This is a genomic window from Mycolicibacterium fluoranthenivorans, from assembly GCF_011758805.1.
In the GTDB taxonomy this organism is placed as follows: domain Bacteria; phylum Actinomycetota; class Actinomycetes; order Mycobacteriales; family Mycobacteriaceae; genus Mycobacterium; species Mycobacterium fluoranthenivorans.
This window is the reverse complement of record NZ_JAANOW010000005.1, coordinates 205,482-224,243: the sequence shown is the minus strand read 5'-3', so window position 1 is coordinate 224,243 and position 18,762 is coordinate 205,482. Positions and strand designations below refer to the sequence as shown.

General features: G+C 66.7%; 19 protein-coding genes. 9 read left to right on the top strand and 10 right to left on the bottom strand.

Translation table 11 applies throughout. The features are described from left to right. The first annotated feature begins 5 nt into the window (after positions 1-5). The 4 genes from FHU31_RS29975 to FHU31_RS29960 all read left to right on the top strand — a co-directional run bounded on the left by FHU31_RS29975 (position 6) and on the right by FHU31_RS29960 (position 2,100). Positions 6-587 carry a hypothetical protein gene (locus FHU31_RS29975; RefSeq protein WP_208411637.1) on the top strand — a complete coding sequence of 194 codons (582 nt, stop codon included), beginning with the start codon at positions 6-8 and terminating at the stop codon, positions 585-587. A 29-nt stretch (positions 588-616) separates the two neighbouring features. Further along, complete coding sequence (locus FHU31_RS29970) at positions 617-1,075, top strand: hypothetical protein (protein ID WP_234901747.1); 459 nt, start codon at positions 617-619, stop codon at positions 1,073-1,075. Then, positions 1,072-1,464 (top strand): MmpS family transport accessory protein, encoded by a 393-nt coding sequence (locus FHU31_RS29965; protein WP_167164856.1) that lies wholly within the window; start codon positions 1,072-1,074, stop codon positions 1,462-1,464. Before FHU31_RS29970 ends, FHU31_RS29965 begins: the two co-directional genes overlap by 4 nt. A 105-nt stretch (positions 1,465-1,569) precedes the next feature. Next, entirely contained in the window at positions 1,570-2,100 is a 531-nt protein-coding gene (locus FHU31_RS29960; RefSeq protein WP_167165172.1) for a hypothetical protein, read from the top strand. Between the two features lie 32 nt (positions 2,101-2,132). Here the strand turns inward: FHU31_RS29960 and FHU31_RS29955 are convergent, their stop codons facing one another. Genes FHU31_RS29955 through FHU31_RS29935 form a run of 5 tightly spaced genes read right to left on the bottom strand, consistent with a single transcriptional unit; the run spans position 2,133 to position 6,687 of the window. After that, the gene (locus tag FHU31_RS29955; RefSeq protein ID WP_167164850.1) at positions 2,133-2,843 is read right to left on the bottom strand and encodes an anti-sigma factor; all 711 of its coding nucleotides are present in this window, start codon (positions 2,841-2,843) and stop codon (positions 2,133-2,135) included. Then, on the bottom strand, positions 2,840-3,424 hold the full coding sequence (locus FHU31_RS29950; protein WP_167165170.1) for a sigma-70 family RNA polymerase sigma factor: 585 nt from the start codon (positions 3,422-3,424) through the stop codon (positions 2,840-2,842). Before FHU31_RS29950 ends, FHU31_RS29955 begins: the two co-directional genes overlap by 4 nt. Next, positions 3,421-4,692: a class I SAM-dependent methyltransferase gene (locus FHU31_RS29945; protein WP_167165168.1), complete on the bottom strand. Its 1,272-nt coding sequence runs from the start codon at positions 4,690-4,692 to the stop codon at positions 3,421-3,423. Before FHU31_RS29945 ends, FHU31_RS29950 begins: the two co-directional genes overlap by 4 nt. After that, on the bottom strand, positions 4,688-5,425 hold the full coding sequence (locus FHU31_RS29940) for a DUF1365 domain-containing protein (RefSeq protein WP_167164848.1): 738 nt from the start codon (positions 5,423-5,425) through the stop codon (positions 4,688-4,690). Before FHU31_RS29940 ends, FHU31_RS29945 begins: the two co-directional genes overlap by 5 nt. Further along, positions 5,419-6,687: an NAD(P)/FAD-dependent oxidoreductase gene (locus tag FHU31_RS29935; RefSeq protein ID WP_263987985.1), complete on the bottom strand. Its 1,269-nt coding sequence runs from the start codon at positions 6,685-6,687 to the stop codon at positions 5,419-5,421. The genes FHU31_RS29940 and FHU31_RS29935 overlap by 7 nt, the downstream gene beginning before the upstream one ends. Before the next feature lie 362 nt (positions 6,688-7,049). On the opposite strand from FHU31_RS29935, the gene chvE reads away from it, so the two are divergent. The 5 genes from chvE to galK are packed head-to-tail and all read left to right on the top strand — an operon-like array spanning position 7,050 to position 13,256. Further along, on the top strand, positions 7,050-8,138 hold the full coding sequence (chvE, locus tag FHU31_RS29930) for a multiple monosaccharide ABC transporter substrate-binding protein (RefSeq protein ID WP_167164844.1): 1,089 nt from the start codon (positions 7,050-7,052) through the stop codon (positions 8,136-8,138). A gap of 20 nt (positions 8,139-8,158) precedes the next feature. Further along, complete coding sequence (mmsA, locus tag FHU31_RS29925) at positions 8,159-9,667, top strand: multiple monosaccharide ABC transporter ATP-binding protein (RefSeq protein ID WP_167165166.1); 1,509 nt, start codon at positions 8,159-8,161, stop codon at positions 9,665-9,667. Beyond that, positions 9,664-10,899 (top strand): multiple monosaccharide ABC transporter permease, encoded by a 1,236-nt coding sequence (gene mmsB / locus FHU31_RS29920; RefSeq protein ID WP_409371218.1) that lies wholly within the window; start codon positions 9,664-9,666, stop codon positions 10,897-10,899. Before mmsA ends, mmsB begins: the two co-directional genes overlap by 4 nt. Before the next feature lie 3 nt (positions 10,900-10,902). Beyond that, positions 10,903-12,042 (top strand): galactose-1-phosphate uridylyltransferase, encoded by a 1,140-nt coding sequence (gene galT, locus FHU31_RS29915; RefSeq protein WP_263987978.1) that lies wholly within the window; start codon positions 10,903-10,905, stop codon positions 12,040-12,042. Then, on the top strand, positions 12,039-13,256 hold the full coding sequence (galK, locus tag FHU31_RS29910) for a galactokinase (RefSeq protein WP_308206730.1): 1,218 nt from the start codon (positions 12,039-12,041) through the stop codon (positions 13,254-13,256). Before galT ends, galK begins: the two co-directional genes overlap by 4 nt. Here galK and FHU31_RS29905 read toward each other — a convergent pair. Genes FHU31_RS29905 through FHU31_RS29885 form a run of 5 tightly spaced genes read right to left on the bottom strand, consistent with a single transcriptional unit; the run spans position 13,250 to position 18,760 of the window. Then, on the bottom strand, positions 13,250-14,182 hold the full coding sequence (locus FHU31_RS29905) for an aldose 1-epimerase family protein (RefSeq protein ID WP_167164842.1): 933 nt from the start codon (positions 14,180-14,182) through the stop codon (positions 13,250-13,252). The genes galK and FHU31_RS29905 overlap by 7 nt on opposite strands. Beyond that, a complete protein-coding gene (locus tag FHU31_RS29900) occupies positions 14,183-15,187 on the bottom strand; it encodes a LacI family DNA-binding transcriptional regulator (protein ID WP_167164840.1) in 1,005 nt (334 codons plus the stop codon). It lies immediately after the preceding gene. A 20-nt stretch (positions 15,188-15,207) separates the two neighbouring features. Further along, entirely contained in the window at positions 15,208-16,191 is a 984-nt protein-coding gene (locus FHU31_RS29895) for an ABC transporter permease subunit (protein ID WP_167164838.1), read from the bottom strand. Beyond that, positions 16,188-17,252 (bottom strand): ABC transporter permease, encoded by a 1,065-nt coding sequence (locus FHU31_RS29890; protein WP_167164836.1) that lies wholly within the window; start codon positions 17,250-17,252, stop codon positions 16,188-16,190. Before FHU31_RS29890 ends, FHU31_RS29895 begins: the two co-directional genes overlap by 4 nt. Further along, a complete protein-coding gene (locus FHU31_RS29885) occupies positions 17,249-18,760 on the bottom strand; it encodes a sugar ABC transporter ATP-binding protein (RefSeq protein WP_234901746.1) in 1,512 nt (503 codons plus the stop codon). Before FHU31_RS29885 ends, FHU31_RS29890 begins: the two co-directional genes overlap by 4 nt. Positions 18,761-18,762: the final 2 nt, after the last annotated feature.

The following is an 18,762-nucleotide window of genomic DNA, read 5'->3' as shown; positions in this document are numbered from 1 at the left end:
GCGTACTGGCCGTATACGCGGTTGCGGTGATCGCAGCCGGCGCGGCACGGGCAGATCCGGTGAGCGACTACGACCCGGTGGCCCACTACGACCAACCGCAACGGCTGCCGGTCATCGCGCCGTCTCCGAGCACCTGGGAGCCGCAGTTCCCGTTCCCGTTCGACCAGTCCCGCCGGTACGTCACGCCCGCCGACATCGACGCCGAGCGTGAGATGTGCCAGTGGTATGACGCCCAGTTCGATCCCATCAAACATCAGATCGAGGGCCTGAACGACAACGTGATCCGTCACAACGGTGATTTCAACGCAGTCGACGTCGTTCGGCAGACAGATATCGTGACCGCGAATCTCGACCAGTCCCTGGACTTCCTGACCCCGCGGGTACAGGCTTTGACCCGAAGTTTCGACCATTCGGCCGACATGTTCTTTCCGCTCTACCAGGGCGATGCGTTCTACGGACTGTGGCAACAGATGTCGAATGTGAACAACGGCCTCAAAGCCAGACAGCCGACGTGGTTCACCGGTCCGTCGTACCACCAGATGCAGTTCTGGGGAAGCAAGATTCACCGCTCACATGTGTGTAGCTGACCCGCGATGAGGAGACAGAGATGGCGAGCATGCGATGGCCTGCTGTGATGGTGACGGCGCTCTCGGCATTCGTCGTCGCAGCTCCGGTTACCGCCCGTGCGGCGACCGACCCTGCCCCTGAACTGGTCCAGGCGGTGCTGGCGGCGCGGGACGGTGGGTGTGGGCCGCTGAACTACAACCCGACGGTCGAGCACGCGGCCGACATCGTCAACCGTTCCACCTTCACCTATCTCGATCACTCTGCCCAGAATGTGCCGGCCGACGGACCGCATCCGACCGCGATCCTCAGGGACCTGGGCATCGACACCGGGAAAGCAATATCTCTTCAAGGCGCGGCGCACGATGAGGCTGACGCGATCAGAGGGCTGCTCCTGGAGGGCCGTGACGTGATCCCTGATTGCTCCTACACAGATTTCGGTGTCAGCCATCTGTACGAGCCGGGTTCGGGTTACCACTTGGCGGTCGCGGTGCTGGTGGGAACGTCATGAACCGCGTAACGCGGGGACAATGCGGCGCGGTGATCTGTGCGGCGGTGAATATCGCTGCGTTCGCTCATCCGGGGTCGGCTGCGGCCGACGAGGTTGTCACCTACGAGGTCGTCTCCGACACCGTTGCCGTGGCGAACATCGAGTACCAGGACGCGACGGGACGCCGGACGGTCGAAGGTGCCACGCTGCCCTGGCGGATTGACGCGCCGGCGCGCGCCGTGCTGGACCCGCCGCCGATGGGCAGCCAAGTGCGGGCTGACTGGCGTCCCAGTGCAGCTCCCACCCGGTGGGTCAGTGTGCGCATCGTCTATCGGGGAAAAGTCATCTGCCAGAACACCTTGGACGTCGGTGACGCCGCGTGCTATGGCGCGACACCTCGAATCACGTAGCGCAAAAAGATGGTTCGTCTCATTCGCGAGGCTATCCGGGTGCGGCGAGAAGAACTCATGTGAGGGTGTGAACGAGTGGTTCGACTACGTGGGGTCATCCCGGCAATGGGCGCGCTGATCGTGGCAATCGTCAGCGCGGCACCGGCGGGAGCCGAGCCGGAGCCTGCGCCGGGTGCGCCGGACCCGTTCCCGGATATCCGCTACTACGATGAACTCGATGCGGGCAGCTTCGCGCAGCCCGGTGGCGTATGGTTCACCGCTCCGGGCGGGCAGAACTGCGGTATCTGGGGTCTGGGCAGCTTCGGCTGTGCGGGAGACATTCCCGGAGCGCCGGCCGGCGTCGACCACATCGGTTGGATAGACGGTGACCGGGCGGTCCACTACGACTGGTCGATGGCGGTGCGATTCCCCGATACACAAGCGCAACGCGTGCTCGATCCGCGTAGCAAGATCACGCACGAGGGCACCACCTGTGCCGCAACACCCGACGGTCGCGCCTACTGCGAGCGTGGCCCGATGCGATTCGTCCTCGAACCCACTAAGACCTGGCTGTCTGCGCCATGGATGGACCTCAGTTGGCGGGAACTGGGGCCCGCCTCATGCGCGCCACCGGGCGGCGGTCCCTGCTACGGGTGAGTCGTGCCCGCGAGCGTCCCCCCCGCATGCTGCTACGTCAGCGGTAGCTCGGCGAAGATCGGTGCGGTCGGCGCGGTCGAGCCCTTGCCCGGCTCCACCGTGAACGCCAGCGCGGTCGCATCCCCGAGATCGGGCAGTACGGCGGTGGTGGACGGTGCCACGGCTGCCTGATCCATGGTGCCCGCCGACTGCGGACCGGTATCGCGCAGCAGCCACATCTGGTAGACGGTGCCGGTGGCCGGCGGGGCGACGTTGTTCATGACCAGCACGCCGGCGTTGCGTTCCCGGGAGAACACCACGGTGGCGGTACCGCCGGTGGGGATCGGGCCGGACACGGTGCGCACATCGGGTGCGGCGAACACCTGCTGCGCGGTCGAGGGAGTCGGTGCAGGGGTCGTCGGCCGCAGTACGGTCCCCACCCCGACACCGGCGGCGGCCACGACGACGGCCGCCGCCGCGGCCAGCGCGGCCGTCCGCCAGCGCTTGGGCCGGAGCTGGTGCACCTGACCTGGTGTCTCGACGGCGGCCAGGATCCGGTCCCGAAGGTAAGCCGGCGGCTCCAATGCGGTCGCGGCCGAAACCCGCGCCATCGACTCGCGCACCGCGGTGACCTCGGCGGCGAACTCCTGGGCGACCGCGGGCGGCGCGTCGGCCAGATGGCGTTCGACCTCGCCGTCATCGACGGCGTGCAACGCGTACGGCGTCGCCAGCGTCATCACCTCGTGCTCGACGGGCCCGGTCATGCGGCACCCAGACAGTGACGCAGCGCGCGCAGGCCGTCGCGCATCCGCGACTTGACGGTGGCGAGATTTGCCGAAAGGCGTTCCGAGACTTGCCGGTAGGTGAGTCCGCCGTAGTAGGCCAAGTCGATGCACTCACGCTGCACGTCGGTCAACGAGCCGAGGCACTCGACGACGCGGCGATGCTCGTCGAGGGTGATCACCGAATCCGCGACGTGGTCGGTGGGGGTGTCCACGCTGGCCGCGCCGTAGCGGGACTCGCGCTGGCTCGCCGACTGCTCGGAACGCACCCGGTCCACCGCGCGGCGATGCGCCAGTGTCATCAGCCAGGCCAGCGGTGACCCCGCTGCCGGGTCGTAGCCTCCGGCGTTGTGCCACACCTGCAGGTAGATCTCCTGGGTGGTTTCCTCGCTGTAGCCGGGATCGCGCAGCACCCGGGTGACCAGGCCGAACACCCTGGCTTTGGTGTGGTCGTAGAACTGGGCGAAGGCCTCGGCGTCACGGCGCGCGACCCGGCGCAACAGGACGTCGAGGTCGGTGGTCACGAGCCGTAGCCTAGCGGCCGGCCGGACCTGTGTGGTCATGTCGGCCGCGATGTCGGTGCGAATGTCCACTGCAGCACGTCGAGGTAGCCCGAGCGGAAGCCGGCCTCGGAGTACGCCAGGTACAGCTCCCACATCCGCACGAACACCTCGTCGAACCCCAAGGCGTGCACTGCCTCGCCGCGGTGCAGGAACCGCTCCCGCCACAGCCGCAGCGTCTCGGCGTAGTGCGACCCCATCCATGACACGTCCACGGTCCGCAACCCGGTGTGTTGCGCGGTGATATCGGCGATCGCGTCTTCGGAGGGCAGCAGTCCACCGGGGAAGATGTACTTCTGGATCCAGGTGTAGGTGTCGCGGCTGGCCAGCATGCGGTCATGCGGCATGGTGATCGCCTGGATCGTGACGCGGCCGTGCGGACGCACCAGCCGCTCCAGCGTCTGGAAATAGGTCGGCCAGAACTGATAGCCGACGGCCTCGATCATCTCCACCGAGACCACGGCGTCGTACTGTCCCTGCACCGAGCGGTAGTCCAGTAGTTCGATACTCACCCGGTCGGAGAGCCCCGCCGCGGCCACCCGCTGTTGTGCGAGGCGCTGCTGCTCGACCGACAGCGTGACCGAGCGGACGTAGGCGCCGCGGCGGGCGGCCCGGATGCACAGCTCGCCCCATCCGGTACCGATCTCGAGCACCTCGCTGCCCACGTGGACGCCCGACGCGTCGAGAAGCCGGTCGATCTTGTTGTGCTGTGCGGCGGACAGTTCGGCCCAGGTGGCCGGCAGGTGATCGAACAGTGCGCTGGAGTAGGTCATCGTCTCATCGAGGAACTCGGCGAACAGTTCGTTGGACAGGTCGTAGTGCGCGGACACGTTCTCCCGTGCCTGGGTGGGGTGGTTGCGTTGCGAGCGTGGCGCCCGAACCACCGCGAACCGCCGAAACCGTTGCAGGGCAGGAGGTATGAGATCAGCCAAGGATCGTCCGAACTCGGTGAGCAGTCCTGCGAGGTCAGCGGAATCCCAGTCCCCGGCCATGTAGGACTCGCCGAAGCCGATCAATCCGTACCGGCCGATCCGGCGGGTCAGTGCCTCCGGCCGATGAATCACCATGGTGGGCAGGGTCGGATCCGCGGCGCCCACCACCGAACCGTCGGGGTAGACCAGCCTTACCGGCAGCCGGGTGACCGCTCGCCGGAGCAGCCGGTCGGCGATCGCCGCCGAGACGGTGTTGAGTGGACCGGACGGTACGGTCGCCACGTCCGGCCAGCGAACCGAATCAACGACGTGGTCGGCTTCGAAACCTTCGACATCAATGCTCACGGGCAGGTATTCCTTCGCGGGTGACGGTGTGGGGCCGGGGAGTCAGGGGAACGCGGCGTAGCCACAGGTAGATGCCATGCATGCGGATCGCCAGCGCCCCGGTCAGCGGTGCCAGCGGCGCGGCGAACTGCAGGCGCACCACCTCGGCGACCGTGACCCGTCGTCGCATGCCGTGCAAGGTGGCCACGAATGTCGGATGGCCCTCGCGGTGCAAGGAGATCGCCACGTCCAGCAGTGGTCCCGGCAGGGGTGCCCGCACTCGGTAGTGGCCGTCCATCCCGTTGAACGGGGATACGTACATCTGTTTGTCGACCGGCTCCGAGCTGTCCGGATCCAGCAGGTAGGCGTGCCGATCGCCGTAGGTGTTGTGGACTTCGGCGATGACGCAGCGTAGGGCGCCGTGCCGATCGTGGCACCAGAACAGGCTCAGCGGATTGAACACGTAGCCCAGCACCCTGGCCTGCAACAGCGCGGTGATCGTGCCACCCTGCAGATCGATGCCCTGCTCATCCAGAAAGGCGTCGACCCGTTGCCGCAGTGAATCTTTCGGGCCGCCCCGCAGGTGGTCGCGCGCGTCGAACCGGGCGAACGGCGCCAGCCAGCGCGGCAGCCGCGGCGGCTGATCGATATCGATGTACCAGCTGTAGCCGCGGTGTTCGAAGAAGTGGTGCACGGGCGCCCGGCGCACATGGGTCACCCTGGTGCGGTATAGGGCGGGCGTCAGCATGTGAGTGCCTTTTCGGTGGCTCCGGTCGGCCAGCCGGCACCGAGTCGCTGCGCGGCCCGTAGCCCCGCCGCTGCGCCGTCCTCGTGGAATCCCCAGCCGTGGTAGGCCCCGGCGAACACCACGCGGTCGTCGTTGAGGGTCGGGAGAAGGGCCTGGGCAGCAACGGATTCCGTGGTGTAGGTCGGGTGGCTGTACATCATCTCGGCCAGTACGCAAGACGGGTCGACGCGGCCGTGCCCACCGAGGGTGACCAGGTAGCGCTTCTGGCCGCCCAGGCGCATCAGCCGGGTGATGTCGTAGGTCACCGTGACGGACTCGTGGTCCGGCCCGGTCAGATAGTTCCAGGACGCCCGGGCTCGCGGATGCTTGGGCAGGATGGACGTATCGGTGTGCAGCTGGGCCTGATTCAGGCTGTACGGGATGGCGCCCAGCACGGCCCGCTCCGCTGCGGTGGGTGCGGCCAGCATCAGCAGGGCCTGGTCGGGGTGGGTGGCGATGACGACGGCGTCGAACAGGCGCGCCGGCCCGTCTGCCGCGGTGAGGAGCACCCCGTCGTCCCTGCGGAGCACCGACACGATCGGCGCATTGGTCAGCGGCTCGTCGACGCGCGCCACGATCGCCTCGACATAGGTGGCCGAACCGCCGGTGACAGTCCGCCACACCGGGGAACCGAACACCGACAGCATTCCGTGGTGCTGCAGGAAGACGAACAGGTAGCGGGCCGGGTAGCGCAGTGCGTCGCCTGGCGGGCAGGACCAGACCGCCGCAATGAGTGGCTTCATGAAGTGCTCGGTGAAGTAACGGGAAAAGCGGTGCCGCTCGAGGAACGCGCCGACGGTCTCGCCGGTGTCGTCGGCGTCCAGCAGCTCGGTGGCCGATCGGTGAAACCGCCTGACCTCGGTCAACATCCGCAGGTATTGCGGCCGGGTCAGGTTGGACCACGACGGGAACAGTCCGCCGAGACCGCGCGCCCCGGCGTACTCCAGCCCGCTGGCGTCATCCCGGACCGACATCGACATATCGGTGTCCTGGACCGCGATGCCGAGCTCGCCGAACAGCCGGCACAGCGTCGGGTAGGTGCGGTCGTTGTGCACCAGGAAGGCGGTGTCGACTGCGACGGTGCCGCCCGCACCGTCGTCGACGTACTGCGTGTGGGCATGTCCACCGAAGCGGGCATCGGCTTCGAACAGGGTGACGTTGTCCCGGTCGGACAGTACGTAGGCGGCGGTGAGTCCTGCCACGCCGCTGCCGATGACCGCGATGGACCGGCCACCTGGAGGTATGTGTGTCACATCCGGTATTCGGACCCGGACACTGCGTGGATGGGACGCTGCCCGGCGCATTGCGGATATCACATGCGGATCAGCCCCGGGGTCGCGGCGGCGCCCGAAGTGTCGCGATGTTAATGATCACATCGTGGTTCGAACGGTAGGGCCGCCGCCCCGGTGGTTTGACCCCAAAAAATTCGCGCTCACCTGGGTAATTGGTGCGGCAGTGCAGCATCCCATTGACATCGAGTGAACTGGCTCACATACTTTCGGTGGAGTGTTAATGTTCACATTTGGAGAGAACGCGGGAATGGCTGGGTCTCGGAACCCCCGCCCGCGTGTCGGCAGGAGGAAAGATGCGGTTGCTGAGATGGTGTGTCGCCCTGTTGGTGATGGCCACCGTGGTGTTGGTCGGCTGCGGCCGGTCCACCGAGGCCGCCAAGGGTGGCAGCCCCGAGAAAGGCACGATCGGTATCGCGATGCCGACCAAGTCCTCGGAGCGATGGGTCGGCGACGGCCAGAACATGGTGAACCAGTTCCAGGCATTGGGATACAAGACCGACCTGCAGTACGGCGATGATGTCGTGCAGAACCAGGTCTCGCAGATCGAGAACATGATCACCAAGGGCGTCCAGCTCCTGGTGATCGCACCGATCGACGGTTCCTCGCTGACCAATACGCTGCAGCGCGCCGCCGATGCCAAGATCCCGGTCATCAGCTACGACCGGTTGATCAAGGGCACCCCGAACGTGAACTACTACGCCACCTTCGACAACTTCAAAGTCGGAGTGCTCCAGGCCAACTACATCGTCGACAAGCTCAAACTCGCCAGTGGCGCCGGACCGTTCAACATCGAACTGTTCGCCGGATCGCCCGACGACAACAACGCCACCTTCTTCTACGACGGCGCGATGAGCGTGCTGAAGCCCTACATCGACAGCGGGAAGCTGGTGGTGCGCAGCGGGCAGACCACCTTCGACCAGGTCGCCACGCTGCGCTGGGACGGCGGACTGGCTCAGTCCCGGACCGACAACCTGCTCAGCCAGGCCTACACCACGGCCCGCCTGGACGCCGTGCTCTCGCCGTATGACGGCATCTCCCGCGGGGTGCTCTCGGCGCTCAAGAGCGCCGGCTACGGCAACGCGGCCAAACCGCTGCCCATCGTCACCGGCCAAGACGCCGAACTCGCCTCGGTGCAGTCGATCGTCTCCGGTGAGCAGACCCAGACCGTCTTCAAGGACACCCGCGAACTCGCCAAGGCGGCAGTCCAGGAGTCCGACGCCGTGCTGACCGGTGGTACCCCGATGGTCAACGACACCAAGACCTACAACAACGGGGACAAGATCGTGCCGTCCTATCTGCTGGACCCGGTGAGCGTCGACAAGTCCAATTACCAGAAGGTCCTGATCGATTCGGGCTACTACACGCCGGACCAGGTGAAGTGACCGCGACACCGCTGTTGGAGATGCGGGGAATCACCAAGGAGTTTCCCGGTGTCAAAGCGCTGTCCGGAGTGGACCTCACGGTGCAGGCCGGTGCCATCCACGCCATCTGTGGCGAGAACGGGGCCGGCAAGTCGACGCTGATGAAGATCCTCAGCGGCGTGTACCCGCACGGCAGTTACGACGGGGAGATCCGATTCAGCGGGCAGCTGTGCGCATTTCGGGATATCCGGTCCAGCGAGCGGTGTGGTATCGCGATCATCCACCAGGAGCTCGCCCTGGTGCCCTACCTCTCGATCGCCGAGAACATGTTCCTCGGCAACGAGATCTCACGCCGCGGGGTGATCTCCTGGGACCGGACGCTGCAGAAGGCGCAGACACTGCTGGATCGAGTGGGTCTGCGCGAAAGCCCGCAGACCCGGGTCTCCGATATCGGCGTCGGTAAACAGCAACTCGTCGAGATCGCCAAGGCGCTGTCCAAGGATGTCCGCTTGCTCATCCTGGACGAACCGACCGCGGCACTCAACGATTCGGACAGCAAGCACCTGCTCGAGCTGATCGTCGGCCTGCGTGAGCAGGGCATCACCTCGATCATCATCTCGCACAAGCTCAATGAGGTGCTGCAGGTCGCCGACACCGTCACCACCTTGCGGGATGGTCGCACCATCGACACCGTGCCGGTCGACGAGAACCTCACCGAGGACGCCATCGTGCGGGCGATGGTCGGCCGTGACCTGTCCGACCGGTTCCCGTCCCGGCAGGGCTGCGAGATTGGCGATGTGGTGTTCTCGGTGGCCAACTGGACCGTGCTGCACCCCATCGACCAACACCGCAAGGTGGTCGACGATGTCACGCTGAACGTCCGAGCCGGGGAGATCGTCGGAATCGCCGGGCTGATGGGCGCCGGTCGTACCGAGCTCGCGATGAGCGTGTTCGGGCGATCGTACGGGCGCTACGAGAACGGCAAGGTGTTCAAGGCCGGCCGCGAGATCGACACCAGCACGGTGCCACGCGCCATCGGCAACGGAATCGCCTACGCCACCGAGGATCGCAAGAGCCTGGGGCTCAACCTGATGGACAGCATCGCCACCAGTATCAGCCTGGCCTCCCTGGACAAGGTCAGCCACCACTCGGTCATCGACCACCACGAGGAGACCCGGATCGGGGAACAGTTCCGGGCCTCGATGCGAATCAAGACCGCGTCGGTGCAGACCGCCACCGGAAAACTGTCCGGTGGCAACCAGCAGAAGGTGGTGCTCAGCAAGTGGCTGTTCACCGACCCCGATGTGCTGATCCTCGACGAACCGACCCGCGGTATCGACGTCGGCGCCAAGCACGAGATCTACGTCCTCATCAACGAGCTCGCCGCCCGTGGCAAGGCCGTCCTCGTCATCTCCTCCGAATTGCCTGAGCTGCTCGGGCTTTGCGATCGCATCTACACCCTCAGTCAGGGCCGGTTGACCGGAGAGGTGCCGCGCGCCGACGCGACACAAGAGACCCTGATGCACCACATGATGAAAGGATCCGCGTGACCATCACCGCGAAACAGCCGGCGCCCGATATCAACAAGGGCGGAACGCCGCCGTCCGGACGCGGCGGCAACGCGGTGACGCGGTTCCTGATGTCGCACGTGCGTCAGTCCGGAATGGTGGTCGCGCTGATCGCGATCTTGCTGCTGTTCCAGGTGTGGACCGGCGGTATCGTCCTCAAACCACTCAACGTCACCAACATCATCCAGCAGAACGGCTACATCCTGGTCCTGGCGATCGGGATGGTCATCGTGATCATCAACGGTCACATCGACCTGTCGGTGGGCTCGGTGGCGGCCTTCACCGGGGCGATGGCCGGCGTCCTGATGGTGCGCAACGATATGCCGTGGCTCCTGGCCGTGCTGCTGTGCATCGGGATGGGCGCGCTCATCGGCGCATGGCAGGGCTTCTGGATCGCCTACGTGGGGATTCCGTCGTTCATCGTGACGCTCGGCGGCATGCTGGTGTTCCGCGGCGCCACCCAGTACGTGCTCGAAGGACAATCGATCGCGCCGATGCCCCGCGGGCTGGAGCAGGTCAGCAGTGGCTTTCTGCCCGAACTCGGCAATGCCGCGCTCTACCACTGGCCGACGGTGATCCTCGGCGGCATTGCCGTGGTCGCCACCGTGATCATGCAGATCCGGCGCAGACGCGCACAACTGCAGTACGGCCAGGAGGTCTCCAGCCGAGCCCTGTTCATCGCCAAGTGCGCAGGGATCGTGGTGGCGCTGGGCGCGGTGACCCTCTTGCTGGCCAGCTACCGCGGTGTGCCGATCGTCGGCATCATCCTCGTCGTGCTCACCCTGGTCTACGCATTCCTGATGCGTAACACCGTGTTCGGGCGCCAGGTGTATGCCGTCGGCGGCAACGCCGCGGCCGCCAGCCTGTCCGGTGTCCGCAACAAACGGGTCACCCTGCTGGTGTTCGTCAACATGGGGATGCTGGCCGCGGTCGCCGGGCTGCTGTTCGCCGCGCGGCTGAATTCGGCCACCCCGCAGGCCGGGATCAACTTCGAGCTGGAGGCGATCGCCGCGGCCTTCATCGGCGGAGCATCCTCCAGCGGAGGCGTGGGCACCGTGTTCGGCGCCATCATCGGCGGTCTGGTGCTCGGTGTGCTGAACAACGGGATGTCGATCGTCGGCATCGGCAGCGACGTGCAACAGGTCATCAAAGGTCTCGTGTTGCTCGCGGCCGTCGGCTTCGACATCTACAACAAGCGCAGGGGCGGTCGCTGACCCGTGCCCACACCGCCTACCGTCACGCCCACCACCGTCCGCAAGACCGTCACCACCCTGGCAGACGGCCGCCGGCTCATCTACTTCGACGAACTCGACAGCGGAGGGCGGATGCGGCGGACCGGAGGGCTCACCGACACCAGGCCGCTGGAGCCTGCGGTGTCGGAATCGCAGCTGCGCTATGACGTGCTCACCGGCGAATGGGTCACCATCGCCGCGCACCGCATGGACCGGACATTCCTGCCGGGCCCGGACGAATCGCCACTGGCGCCGACCCGGCCGGGCCGGCCGGCCACCGAGATACCCGCCGCCGACTACGACGTCGTCGTCTTCGAAAACCGTTTCCCCGCATTGTCCTCCCGTGCAGCGGCGACCGACACCCACGTCGACGGTGAGCCGCTGTGGCCGCAGATACCGGGTACGGGCAGCTGTGAGGTGGTGTGCTTCACCAGCGATCCCGATGCCAGCTTCGCCACCCTGGGGCATCGGCGGGCGCGCACCGTCATCGAGGCGTGGGCGGACCGCACCGCCGAACTGTCGGCGGTACCCGGTGCGCAACAGGTGTTCTGCTTCGAGAATCGCGGTCGCGAGATCGGGGTGACGCTCACCCATCCGCACGGCCAGATCTATGCCTATCCGTTCCTGCCGCAGCGGACCCAGGCAATGGTTCGGCAGGCCCGCCGCCACGCCGCCACCACCGGTCGCAACCTGTACGACGACATCCTTGGCGCGGAACGCGATTCGGGCCGCCGGCTGCTGGTGGCCGCGGAGCACTGGACCGCGTTCGTCCCCGCCGCGGCGCGCTGGCCGCTGGAGATACACCTTATGCCACATCGTGATGTCCCGGATTTCCCCGCGCTGACCGATGCCGAACGGGACGAGCTGGCCACGATATATCTGCAGTTGCTCGGCAGGGTCGACCGCTTCTTCGACGGGGTGGACCAGACGCCGTACATCGCGGCATGGCACCAGGCGCCGGTCGGACCCGACCGTGCCCACGGACGGCTGCACCTTCAGTTGTTCTCCCTCATGCGGGCACCCGGCCGGATGAAGTATCTGGCCGGTTCGGAATCCGCGATGGGGGCATGGGTCAACGACACCACTCCGGAACACATCGCCGACCGGCTTCGGGAGATCGCATGAGGGCACCGACGATGAACAACCTTGATCTGGTGGCTCCAGCTGCGCCCGACGAACTCTGCGGCCGGGTCGACGACCTGTTCCGGCAGCGCTTCGGCGGGGCACCGGACGGGGTGTGGATGGCGCCGGGCCGGGTCAACCTGATCGGCGAGCATATCGACTACATCGGCGCCTCGGTCATGCCCTTCGCGCTGCCCTACGCCACCGCCGTCGCGGTCCGGGTACACAACGAGGACCGGGTCCGGCTGGCATCGACCGGTCACCAGGACCACTGGGAGGGCGGCGGTGCGGATATCGGGCCACACCGGCCGAACGGCTGGGCCGGGTACGTCGCCGGGGTGCCGTGGGCGATGACCTACCACGACACCATCGCCCGGATACCGGGTCTGGATATCGCCGTGCACTCGTCGGTGCCGCAGGGCGCCGGCCTGTCGAGCTCGGCCGCGCTGGAAACGGCGACCGCGCTGGCGATCGCCGAGTTGTTCGGTGCCGCTACCGACGATTCCGGGCGCCGCACGCTGGCCCGCGATTGCATCACCGCCGAGAACGTCGTGGTCGGTGCCGCCACCGGTGGCATGGATCAGTCCGCCGCGCTGCGTGCCCGCGCCGGCCATGTGATGCTCCTGGACTGCAACACCTTTGGTGTGGAACACCTGAAACTCGACTGCCGGCCTGCGGGAGTGGTCTTTCTGGTGATCAACACCAACGCACCGCACCGGCTGGTCGAAGGATCCTATGGGCTGCGGCGGTCTCGGGTGGAGCGGGTGTGCGCGCGCATCGGCCGTTCGGCCCTGCTGCACACCGACGATGTCGACGCGGTGTTGAACTGCGCCAGAACCGACGACCCGCCGCTGCGGCGCGCGTTGCGGCATGTCCTGACCGAGATCCGTCGGGTCAGCGCGGTCGCCGATCTGCTGCGCGCGGACGAGATCGCGGCCATCGGACCACATCTGAGTGCCTCGCACGCGTCACTGCGCGATGATCTGGTGGTCAGTTCGCCGGAGCTGGACACCGCGGTGGACGCCGCCCTGGATGCGGGTGCACTGGGTGCGCGGATGATCGGCGGCGGGTTCGGCGGTTCGGCGCTGGCGTTGGTCAGGACCGAACGACTGCCGGACGTCATCGAAGCCGTCGGCCGGGCCGCCCTGGACCACCGGCTACCGAAACCGGATTTCCTGTGCGGTATCCCCAGCGGGGCGGCGCGCCGCGTCTACTGAACGGTGCCGCGGTACCGGATCGACCAGGATGCCGACCAGTCCTGGCCGGGCTCAAGCCACCGCAGGCCGGCCCCACTGTTGAGGGCGTCGGCCGGAGCGGTCATCGGTTCCACCGCGATCGCGGTGACGAACCCGTCACCGACCGGGTAGCGGCGGGTGGTGAACACCTGGAGATAGCCGAATTGTTCATCGGCCCACAGGGATAACGTCCGACCGTCGGGTGCGCTCAAGGTGTGTGTGCTACCGCCGTCGCTCATGTGCAGACCCGTCCAGGCATCGTCCAGGTCAAGATCGGCCACCAGACGCCCGGCCCGCAGATCCCAGTAGCCGCCGCGCACCGGGCTGACCCCGACGGGGTTGAGGCGGTCGTCGACGTCGATGTGGTCATCGGCGGCGACAGTCAATGTCAGTGCGGCCGTGGGCACATCGCCGATGCACAGGAACGGGTGGGTGCCGATGCCGACGGGTGCGGTCTGCGGTCCGGTGTTCGCGACGGTGTGCGTGACGTGCAGACCGTCGTCGACCAGGGCATAGCGGACCCGGGTGTCCAGCTGAAAGGGGTACCCGTGTTGCGGAAAGACCTGCGCCCCGAGGACCGCACACGAATCTGTGTGCTCCAGCAGCCGGTACTCGGTGAAGCACAGGAGTCCGTGCAGGGCGTTGGCGCGCCGCGGTTCGGTGATATCGAGATACTGGGTGACACCACGGTGAGTCCAGCGGCCGTCGCGCACCCGATTGGGCCATGGCATCAGCACCGTGCCCGAGTAGAACGGCCGCAGTACATCGGGCCGGTAGCCCGGGGTGAGATCGACACCGTCCACCGACAGCTCCCGGATCGCCGCTCCCACCCCGGTGAGCACCGCGCGCACCGTTCCGCCCAAGAGCTCGTATTCGAGGCCGTGGGCGGTGACCTCGGCGGTACGCACCTAAGCCGTCCTCGGCGGGGGCGCCGTGCTGTCCCGCACCACGAGATCCGCGCCCAGCAGCGCCGTCTCGCATTCGGTATCGGACAGTTGAGCTTTCACCAGGGCAATGGCGCGATGGCCGACCGCGGCGAAGTCCTGGCGGATGGTGGTCAGCGCGGGGATGAGATAGGGCGCTTCGGGGATGTCGTCGAAACCCACCACACTGACCTCGTCGGGTACCCGGCGGCCGGCCTCGGCCAGCGCGTGCAGCACCCCGATGGCCATGTGGTCGTTGGCGACGAAGATCCCGGTGATATCGGGATCGGCGGCGATCTGCTTGCCGAGCTCGTACCCACGCCCCGCGCTCCAGTCACCGCGCCACTGTGGGCGCGGCGCCAATCGCGCGGCGAGCATCGCGTCGAGGTACCCCTTGGTGCGCGCCGTCGCCTCCGGCCAGCCATCCGGGCCACTGACATGGGCTATCTCGGTGTGGCCGAGATCGATCAGATGCTGCGTAGCCGTGCGGGCGGCACCGATCTGGTCGACCCCGACCGACAACCCGGACCCGGACAGATCACCTTCCACCACGATCACCGGCACCCCGAAATCCTCGGAGCTCACCACGTTGAGGGCGTCCTGCTGTGCCACGATCATCACGATGGCTTCCACCGCCAGCCGCGACAGATGATCCAGCGCGCTGCGAATCTCCTGTCGTGTCAACGATGCCAGTGTCACCGAGCTTGAGAAGAAACCCGCCTCCCGGGCCGACTCCTCCACCGAGCGTTGGGTGCTCGCAGGACCGTACTGGGCGGTGCTGCTGCCGATGATCCCGATGATGCCCGACCTGCTCGTGACCAGCGCGCGGGCCACGCTGTTGGGGCGGTAGCCGAGTTGGGCGATGGCGTGCTCCACCCGTTCCCGGGTGGCGGGCCGGATGCTGGGGGAGCCGTTGATCACCCGCGACACCGTCTGATGGGACACCCCGGCGAGCCGGGCAACGTCGGACATGACTGGCTTGCGGCTCATCGACCTATTATTGCCGGGGCTCATGACGTCGGCCGCACCAAGACACGCTGGACCAGAACGAATATCAGCAACAGCGCGCCGGTCATGATGCGGGTCCAGTAGGAATCGAGATTGGCCGCGGTGACGAACGTCTCGATGGTGCCCAGCACCAGCACCCCGATCAGGGCGCCCGCGACGTAGCCCACGCCTCCGGCCAGGATGACACCGCCGATCACCGCCGCGGCGATGGCGTCCAACTCCAGCCCGATTCCGTTGTTGCTGTAGCCCGAGAGCTTCTGCACGGCCAGCAGAACGCCCGCCAGCGATGCACAGAATCCGCTGATGACGTACACCGATATTCGGGTCGCCGCCGCGTCCAAACCCATCAGCTGGGCGGACTGCCGGTTACCGCCGACCGCGTACACGGTTCTGCCGAACCGGGTCAGGTGCAGGACGTACAGCGCGACCACCACCACGACGAGCGCGATGACCACCGGCCAACGGATGAACTTGTCGTCGTAGAGGTACAGGTAGTCCAGACCCAGGGTGCGCACCGCCGGATCCTTGATGGGCAGCGAATCGACGCTGACGACATAACACATCCCGCGCGCCAGAAACATGCCGGCCAATGTCGCGACGAACGGCTGGACGTCGAAGCGTTCGATCATCACGCCCATCACCAGTCCCAGTGCGGGACCGACGAGCATGACAGTGATGATGGCGACGGAGGTGGGCCAGCCCTGTTGCAGGGTCTTGGCCAGGATGACCGTCGACAGCGCGACCACCGACCCGACGCTCAGATCGATACCGCCGGTGAGGATCACGAAGGTCATCCCGACGGCCAGCACGATGAGATACGAGTTGTCGACGAACAGATTGAGGAAAACCTGTGTGGGGCTGGCAAAATCGTAACGATTGAGGACGCCGCCGAACATCACGGCGAACAGTGCCAACGTGGCCAGCGGTCCGGTGTATTTTCCGGTCGCGAGCTTACGGATCCGGGGTGGGGCGAGGGTTGTCGTCATGCGAGCACCTTCGGCTCGGTCCGGCGGGCACGTGTCGGTGCGGTCGGGGACCCGGACGGGGGACGTCGGCGGCCGCGGGTGAAGGACCCGCGGAACTTCGCCGACTGCATGAGACAGACCGCGACCACCACAACGGATTTGAACACCAGCGTGACCTCAGGTCGGATACCCAGGGTGTAGACGGTGGTGGTCAGTGCCTGAATGATCAAGGCGCCGAGCAGGGTCCCGGTGAGGCTGTAGCGGCCGCCGAGCAGTGAGGTGCCGCCGATCACGACCGCCAGGATGGCATCCATCTCGATCCACAGCCCGGCGTTGTTGGCGTCGGCGGCGGAGATGTTCGAGGCGATCATCAGGCCGGCGATGCCGGCGCACAGCGCGCAGAACAGATACACCGCGAAAACGATGGTCCGGCTGCGTACCCCGGCCAGCCTGCCTGCCTCGGGATTGATCCCGACGGCCTCCAGCAGCATGCCCAGCGCCGTGCGGCGGGTGAGCAGGCCGATCAGCACGAATATCGACAGACTCACCAGGATCGCGACCGGCAGGCCCAGAAAGTAGCCCGCCCCCAGCATCTTGAACGGGGCGCTGGTGACGGTGACGATCTGGCCTTCGGTGACGAACAGGGCGATACCGCGACCCGCGGTCATCAGGACCAGCGTGGCGATGATGGGTTGGATACCCAGCACCGCCACCAGGGTGGCGTTCCACAGGCCCAGCACGGCGGCCGCCAGGACGGCCAAGGCCATCGCCGTCAGCACCGTGGCGACGCTGTCGGGCTGGGGTGAGCCGGCGATGTGGGCGCACACCACGGCGCCGGCGATCGCCACCACCGCGCCGACGGACAGATCGATGCCGCGGGAGGCGATCACCAGCGTCATGCCCAGTGCGACGAGGAGCGTCGGCGCACCGTTGCGCAGGATGTCGATGAGGCTGCCGTACAGGTGTCCGTTCTGAACGCGCACACTGAGAAAGCCGGGGGACAGCACGGCGTTCGCGGCGAGCAGTGCGATGAGCGCCAATGCGGGCCAGAACAATTGGTGTGCGGCGATCCGTCTGGTCATGACGGGCTCGCCGCGATCAGTTCGTGCAGGTCGGGCTGCTGGTCGGTGTCGACCTGGGCGACGTTGCGACGGTCCCGCATCACCGCGATGCGATGGGACACCCGGGTCACCTCCTCAAGCTCGGCGGAAATGAACAGCACCGCCATCCCGCCAGCGGCCAACTCCGTGACAAGTTTTTGGATCTGGGTTTTCGCGCCGATGTCGATACCCCGGGTGGGCTCGTCGAGGATGAACAGCTGCGGCTCGGTGATGAGCCAGCGGGCCAGCAGCACCTTCTGCTGATTGCCGCCGCTCAGGTTCTTCATCAGGGCATCGGGCCGGCGCGGCCGGATGTCGAAGGCCTCCATGTACTTGTCGACCAGTTCGTCCTTGGCTCTGGCCGACAACGGCCGGGCGAAGCCGCGGCGGGCCTGCAGCGCGAGCACCAGGTTGTCCCGCACGGTGAGCTCCCCGAAAACACCGTCTTCCTTGCGGTTCTCGGAGGTGAACGCGAACCGGTGATCGATGGCGGTGCGCGGCGTCCGCATGATCACGCGTGTGCCGTCGACACACAGCTGACCGGCGGTGGCGCGGTCGGCCCCGAAGATCAGCCGGGCCAGTTCGGTGCGGCCCGATCCCAGCAGCCCCGCCAGCCCGATGATCTCTCCGCGGCGGATATCGAGGGTGACCGGTTCCACCGCGGGCACCCGGCCCAAACCCTGCAGTGACACCACCGGCGTGCCGGTCACCTCGATTGCCGCCGTAGTATCGGCGACCTCGTCGAGAGCGTCGACCGCGCGGCCCAGCATGGCGGTGACCAGGCCGACTCGGGGTAGCTCGGTGGTCAGGTACTCTCCGACCAGTTTTCCGTTGCGTAGCACCGTGATCCGGTCGGAGATCGCATAAACCTGATCCAGGAAGTGCGAGACGAACAGGATCGCCGTCCCGGCGTCGCGCAGCCGGCGGATGACACCGAACAGTTCGCTGACCTCACCGGCGTCCAGGCTGGAGGTGGGTTCGTCGAGGATGAGTACCGCCGACCGCATGGCGGTGGCCCGCGTGATCGCCACCAACTGCTGCACCGCGATGGGATGGGCGCCCAGCCGCGATCGGGAGTCGATGTCGAGTTCGAGCTGGGCGAGGAGTTCGCCGGCCCGACGGTGCAGGGCGCGGTAGTCGATATGCCCCCACCGTCGCGGTTCTCTGCCGAGCAGGATGTTCTCGCCGACCGAGAGGTTCGGGCACAGGTTCACCTCCTGGTAGACGGTGCTGATCCCGGCCTCCTGGGATTGGCGCGGCCCCGTGAAGGACCGTGGCGTGCCGTCGACGATGATCTGCCCGGAGTCGACGGGATACACCCCGGTCAACGCCTTGATCAGGGTGGACTTGCCGGCGCCGTTCTCGCCCATCAGGGCGTGCACCTCGCCGGGCAGTAACCGGAAGTCCACGGCATCAAGCGCTTTGACCCCGGGGAACTCGACACAGATGTCCCGCATCTCGACGACGGGTACGGGCTCCTTCGAGGTCATAT

Coding starts and splice junctions, on each gene's coding strand:
- FHU31_RS29960 (WP_167165172.1), top strand. CDS start 1,570: ATGGGCGCGCTGATCGTGGCAATCGTCAGCGCGGCACCGGCGGGAGCC.
- chvE (WP_167164844.1), top strand. CDS start 7,050: ATGCGGTTGCTGAGATGGTGTGTCGCCCTGTTGGTGATGGCCACCGTG.
- FHU31_RS29955 (WP_167164850.1), bottom strand. CDS start 2,843: ATGACCGGGCCCGTCGAGCACGAGGTGATGACGCTGGCGACGCCGTAC.
- FHU31_RS29970 (WP_234901747.1), top strand. CDS start 617: ATGCGATGGCCTGCTGTGATGGTGACGGCGCTCTCGGCATTCGTCGTC.
- FHU31_RS29900 (WP_167164840.1), bottom strand. CDS start 15,187: ATGAGCCGCAAGCCAGTCATGTCCGACGTTGCCCGGCTCGCCGGGGTG.
- FHU31_RS29965 (WP_167164856.1), top strand. CDS start 1,072: ATGAACCGCGTAACGCGGGGACAATGCGGCGCGGTGATCTGTGCGGCG.
- FHU31_RS29890 (WP_167164836.1), bottom strand. CDS start 17,252: ATGACCAGACGGATCGCCGCACACCAATTGTTCTGGCCCGCATTGGCG.
- FHU31_RS29885 (WP_234901746.1), bottom strand. CDS start 18,760: ATGACCTCGAAGGAGCCCGTACCCGTCGTCGAGATGCGGGACATCTGT.
- FHU31_RS29950 (WP_167165170.1), bottom strand. CDS start 3,424: ATGACCACACAGGTCCGGCCGGCCGCTAGGCTACGGCTCGTGACCACC.
- galK (WP_308206730.1), top strand. CDS start 12,039: ATGAGGGCACCGACGATGAACAACCTTGATCTGGTGGCTCCAGCTGCG.
- mmsA (WP_167165166.1), top strand. CDS start 8,159: ATGCGGGGAATCACCAAGGAGTTTCCCGGTGTCAAAGCGCTGTCCGGA.
- FHU31_RS29895 (WP_167164838.1), bottom strand. CDS start 16,191: ATGACGACAACCCTCGCCCCACCCCGGATCCGTAAGCTCGCGACCGGA.
- FHU31_RS29940 (WP_167164848.1), bottom strand. CDS start 5,425: ATGCTGACGCCCGCCCTATACCGCACCAGGGTGACCCATGTGCGCCGG.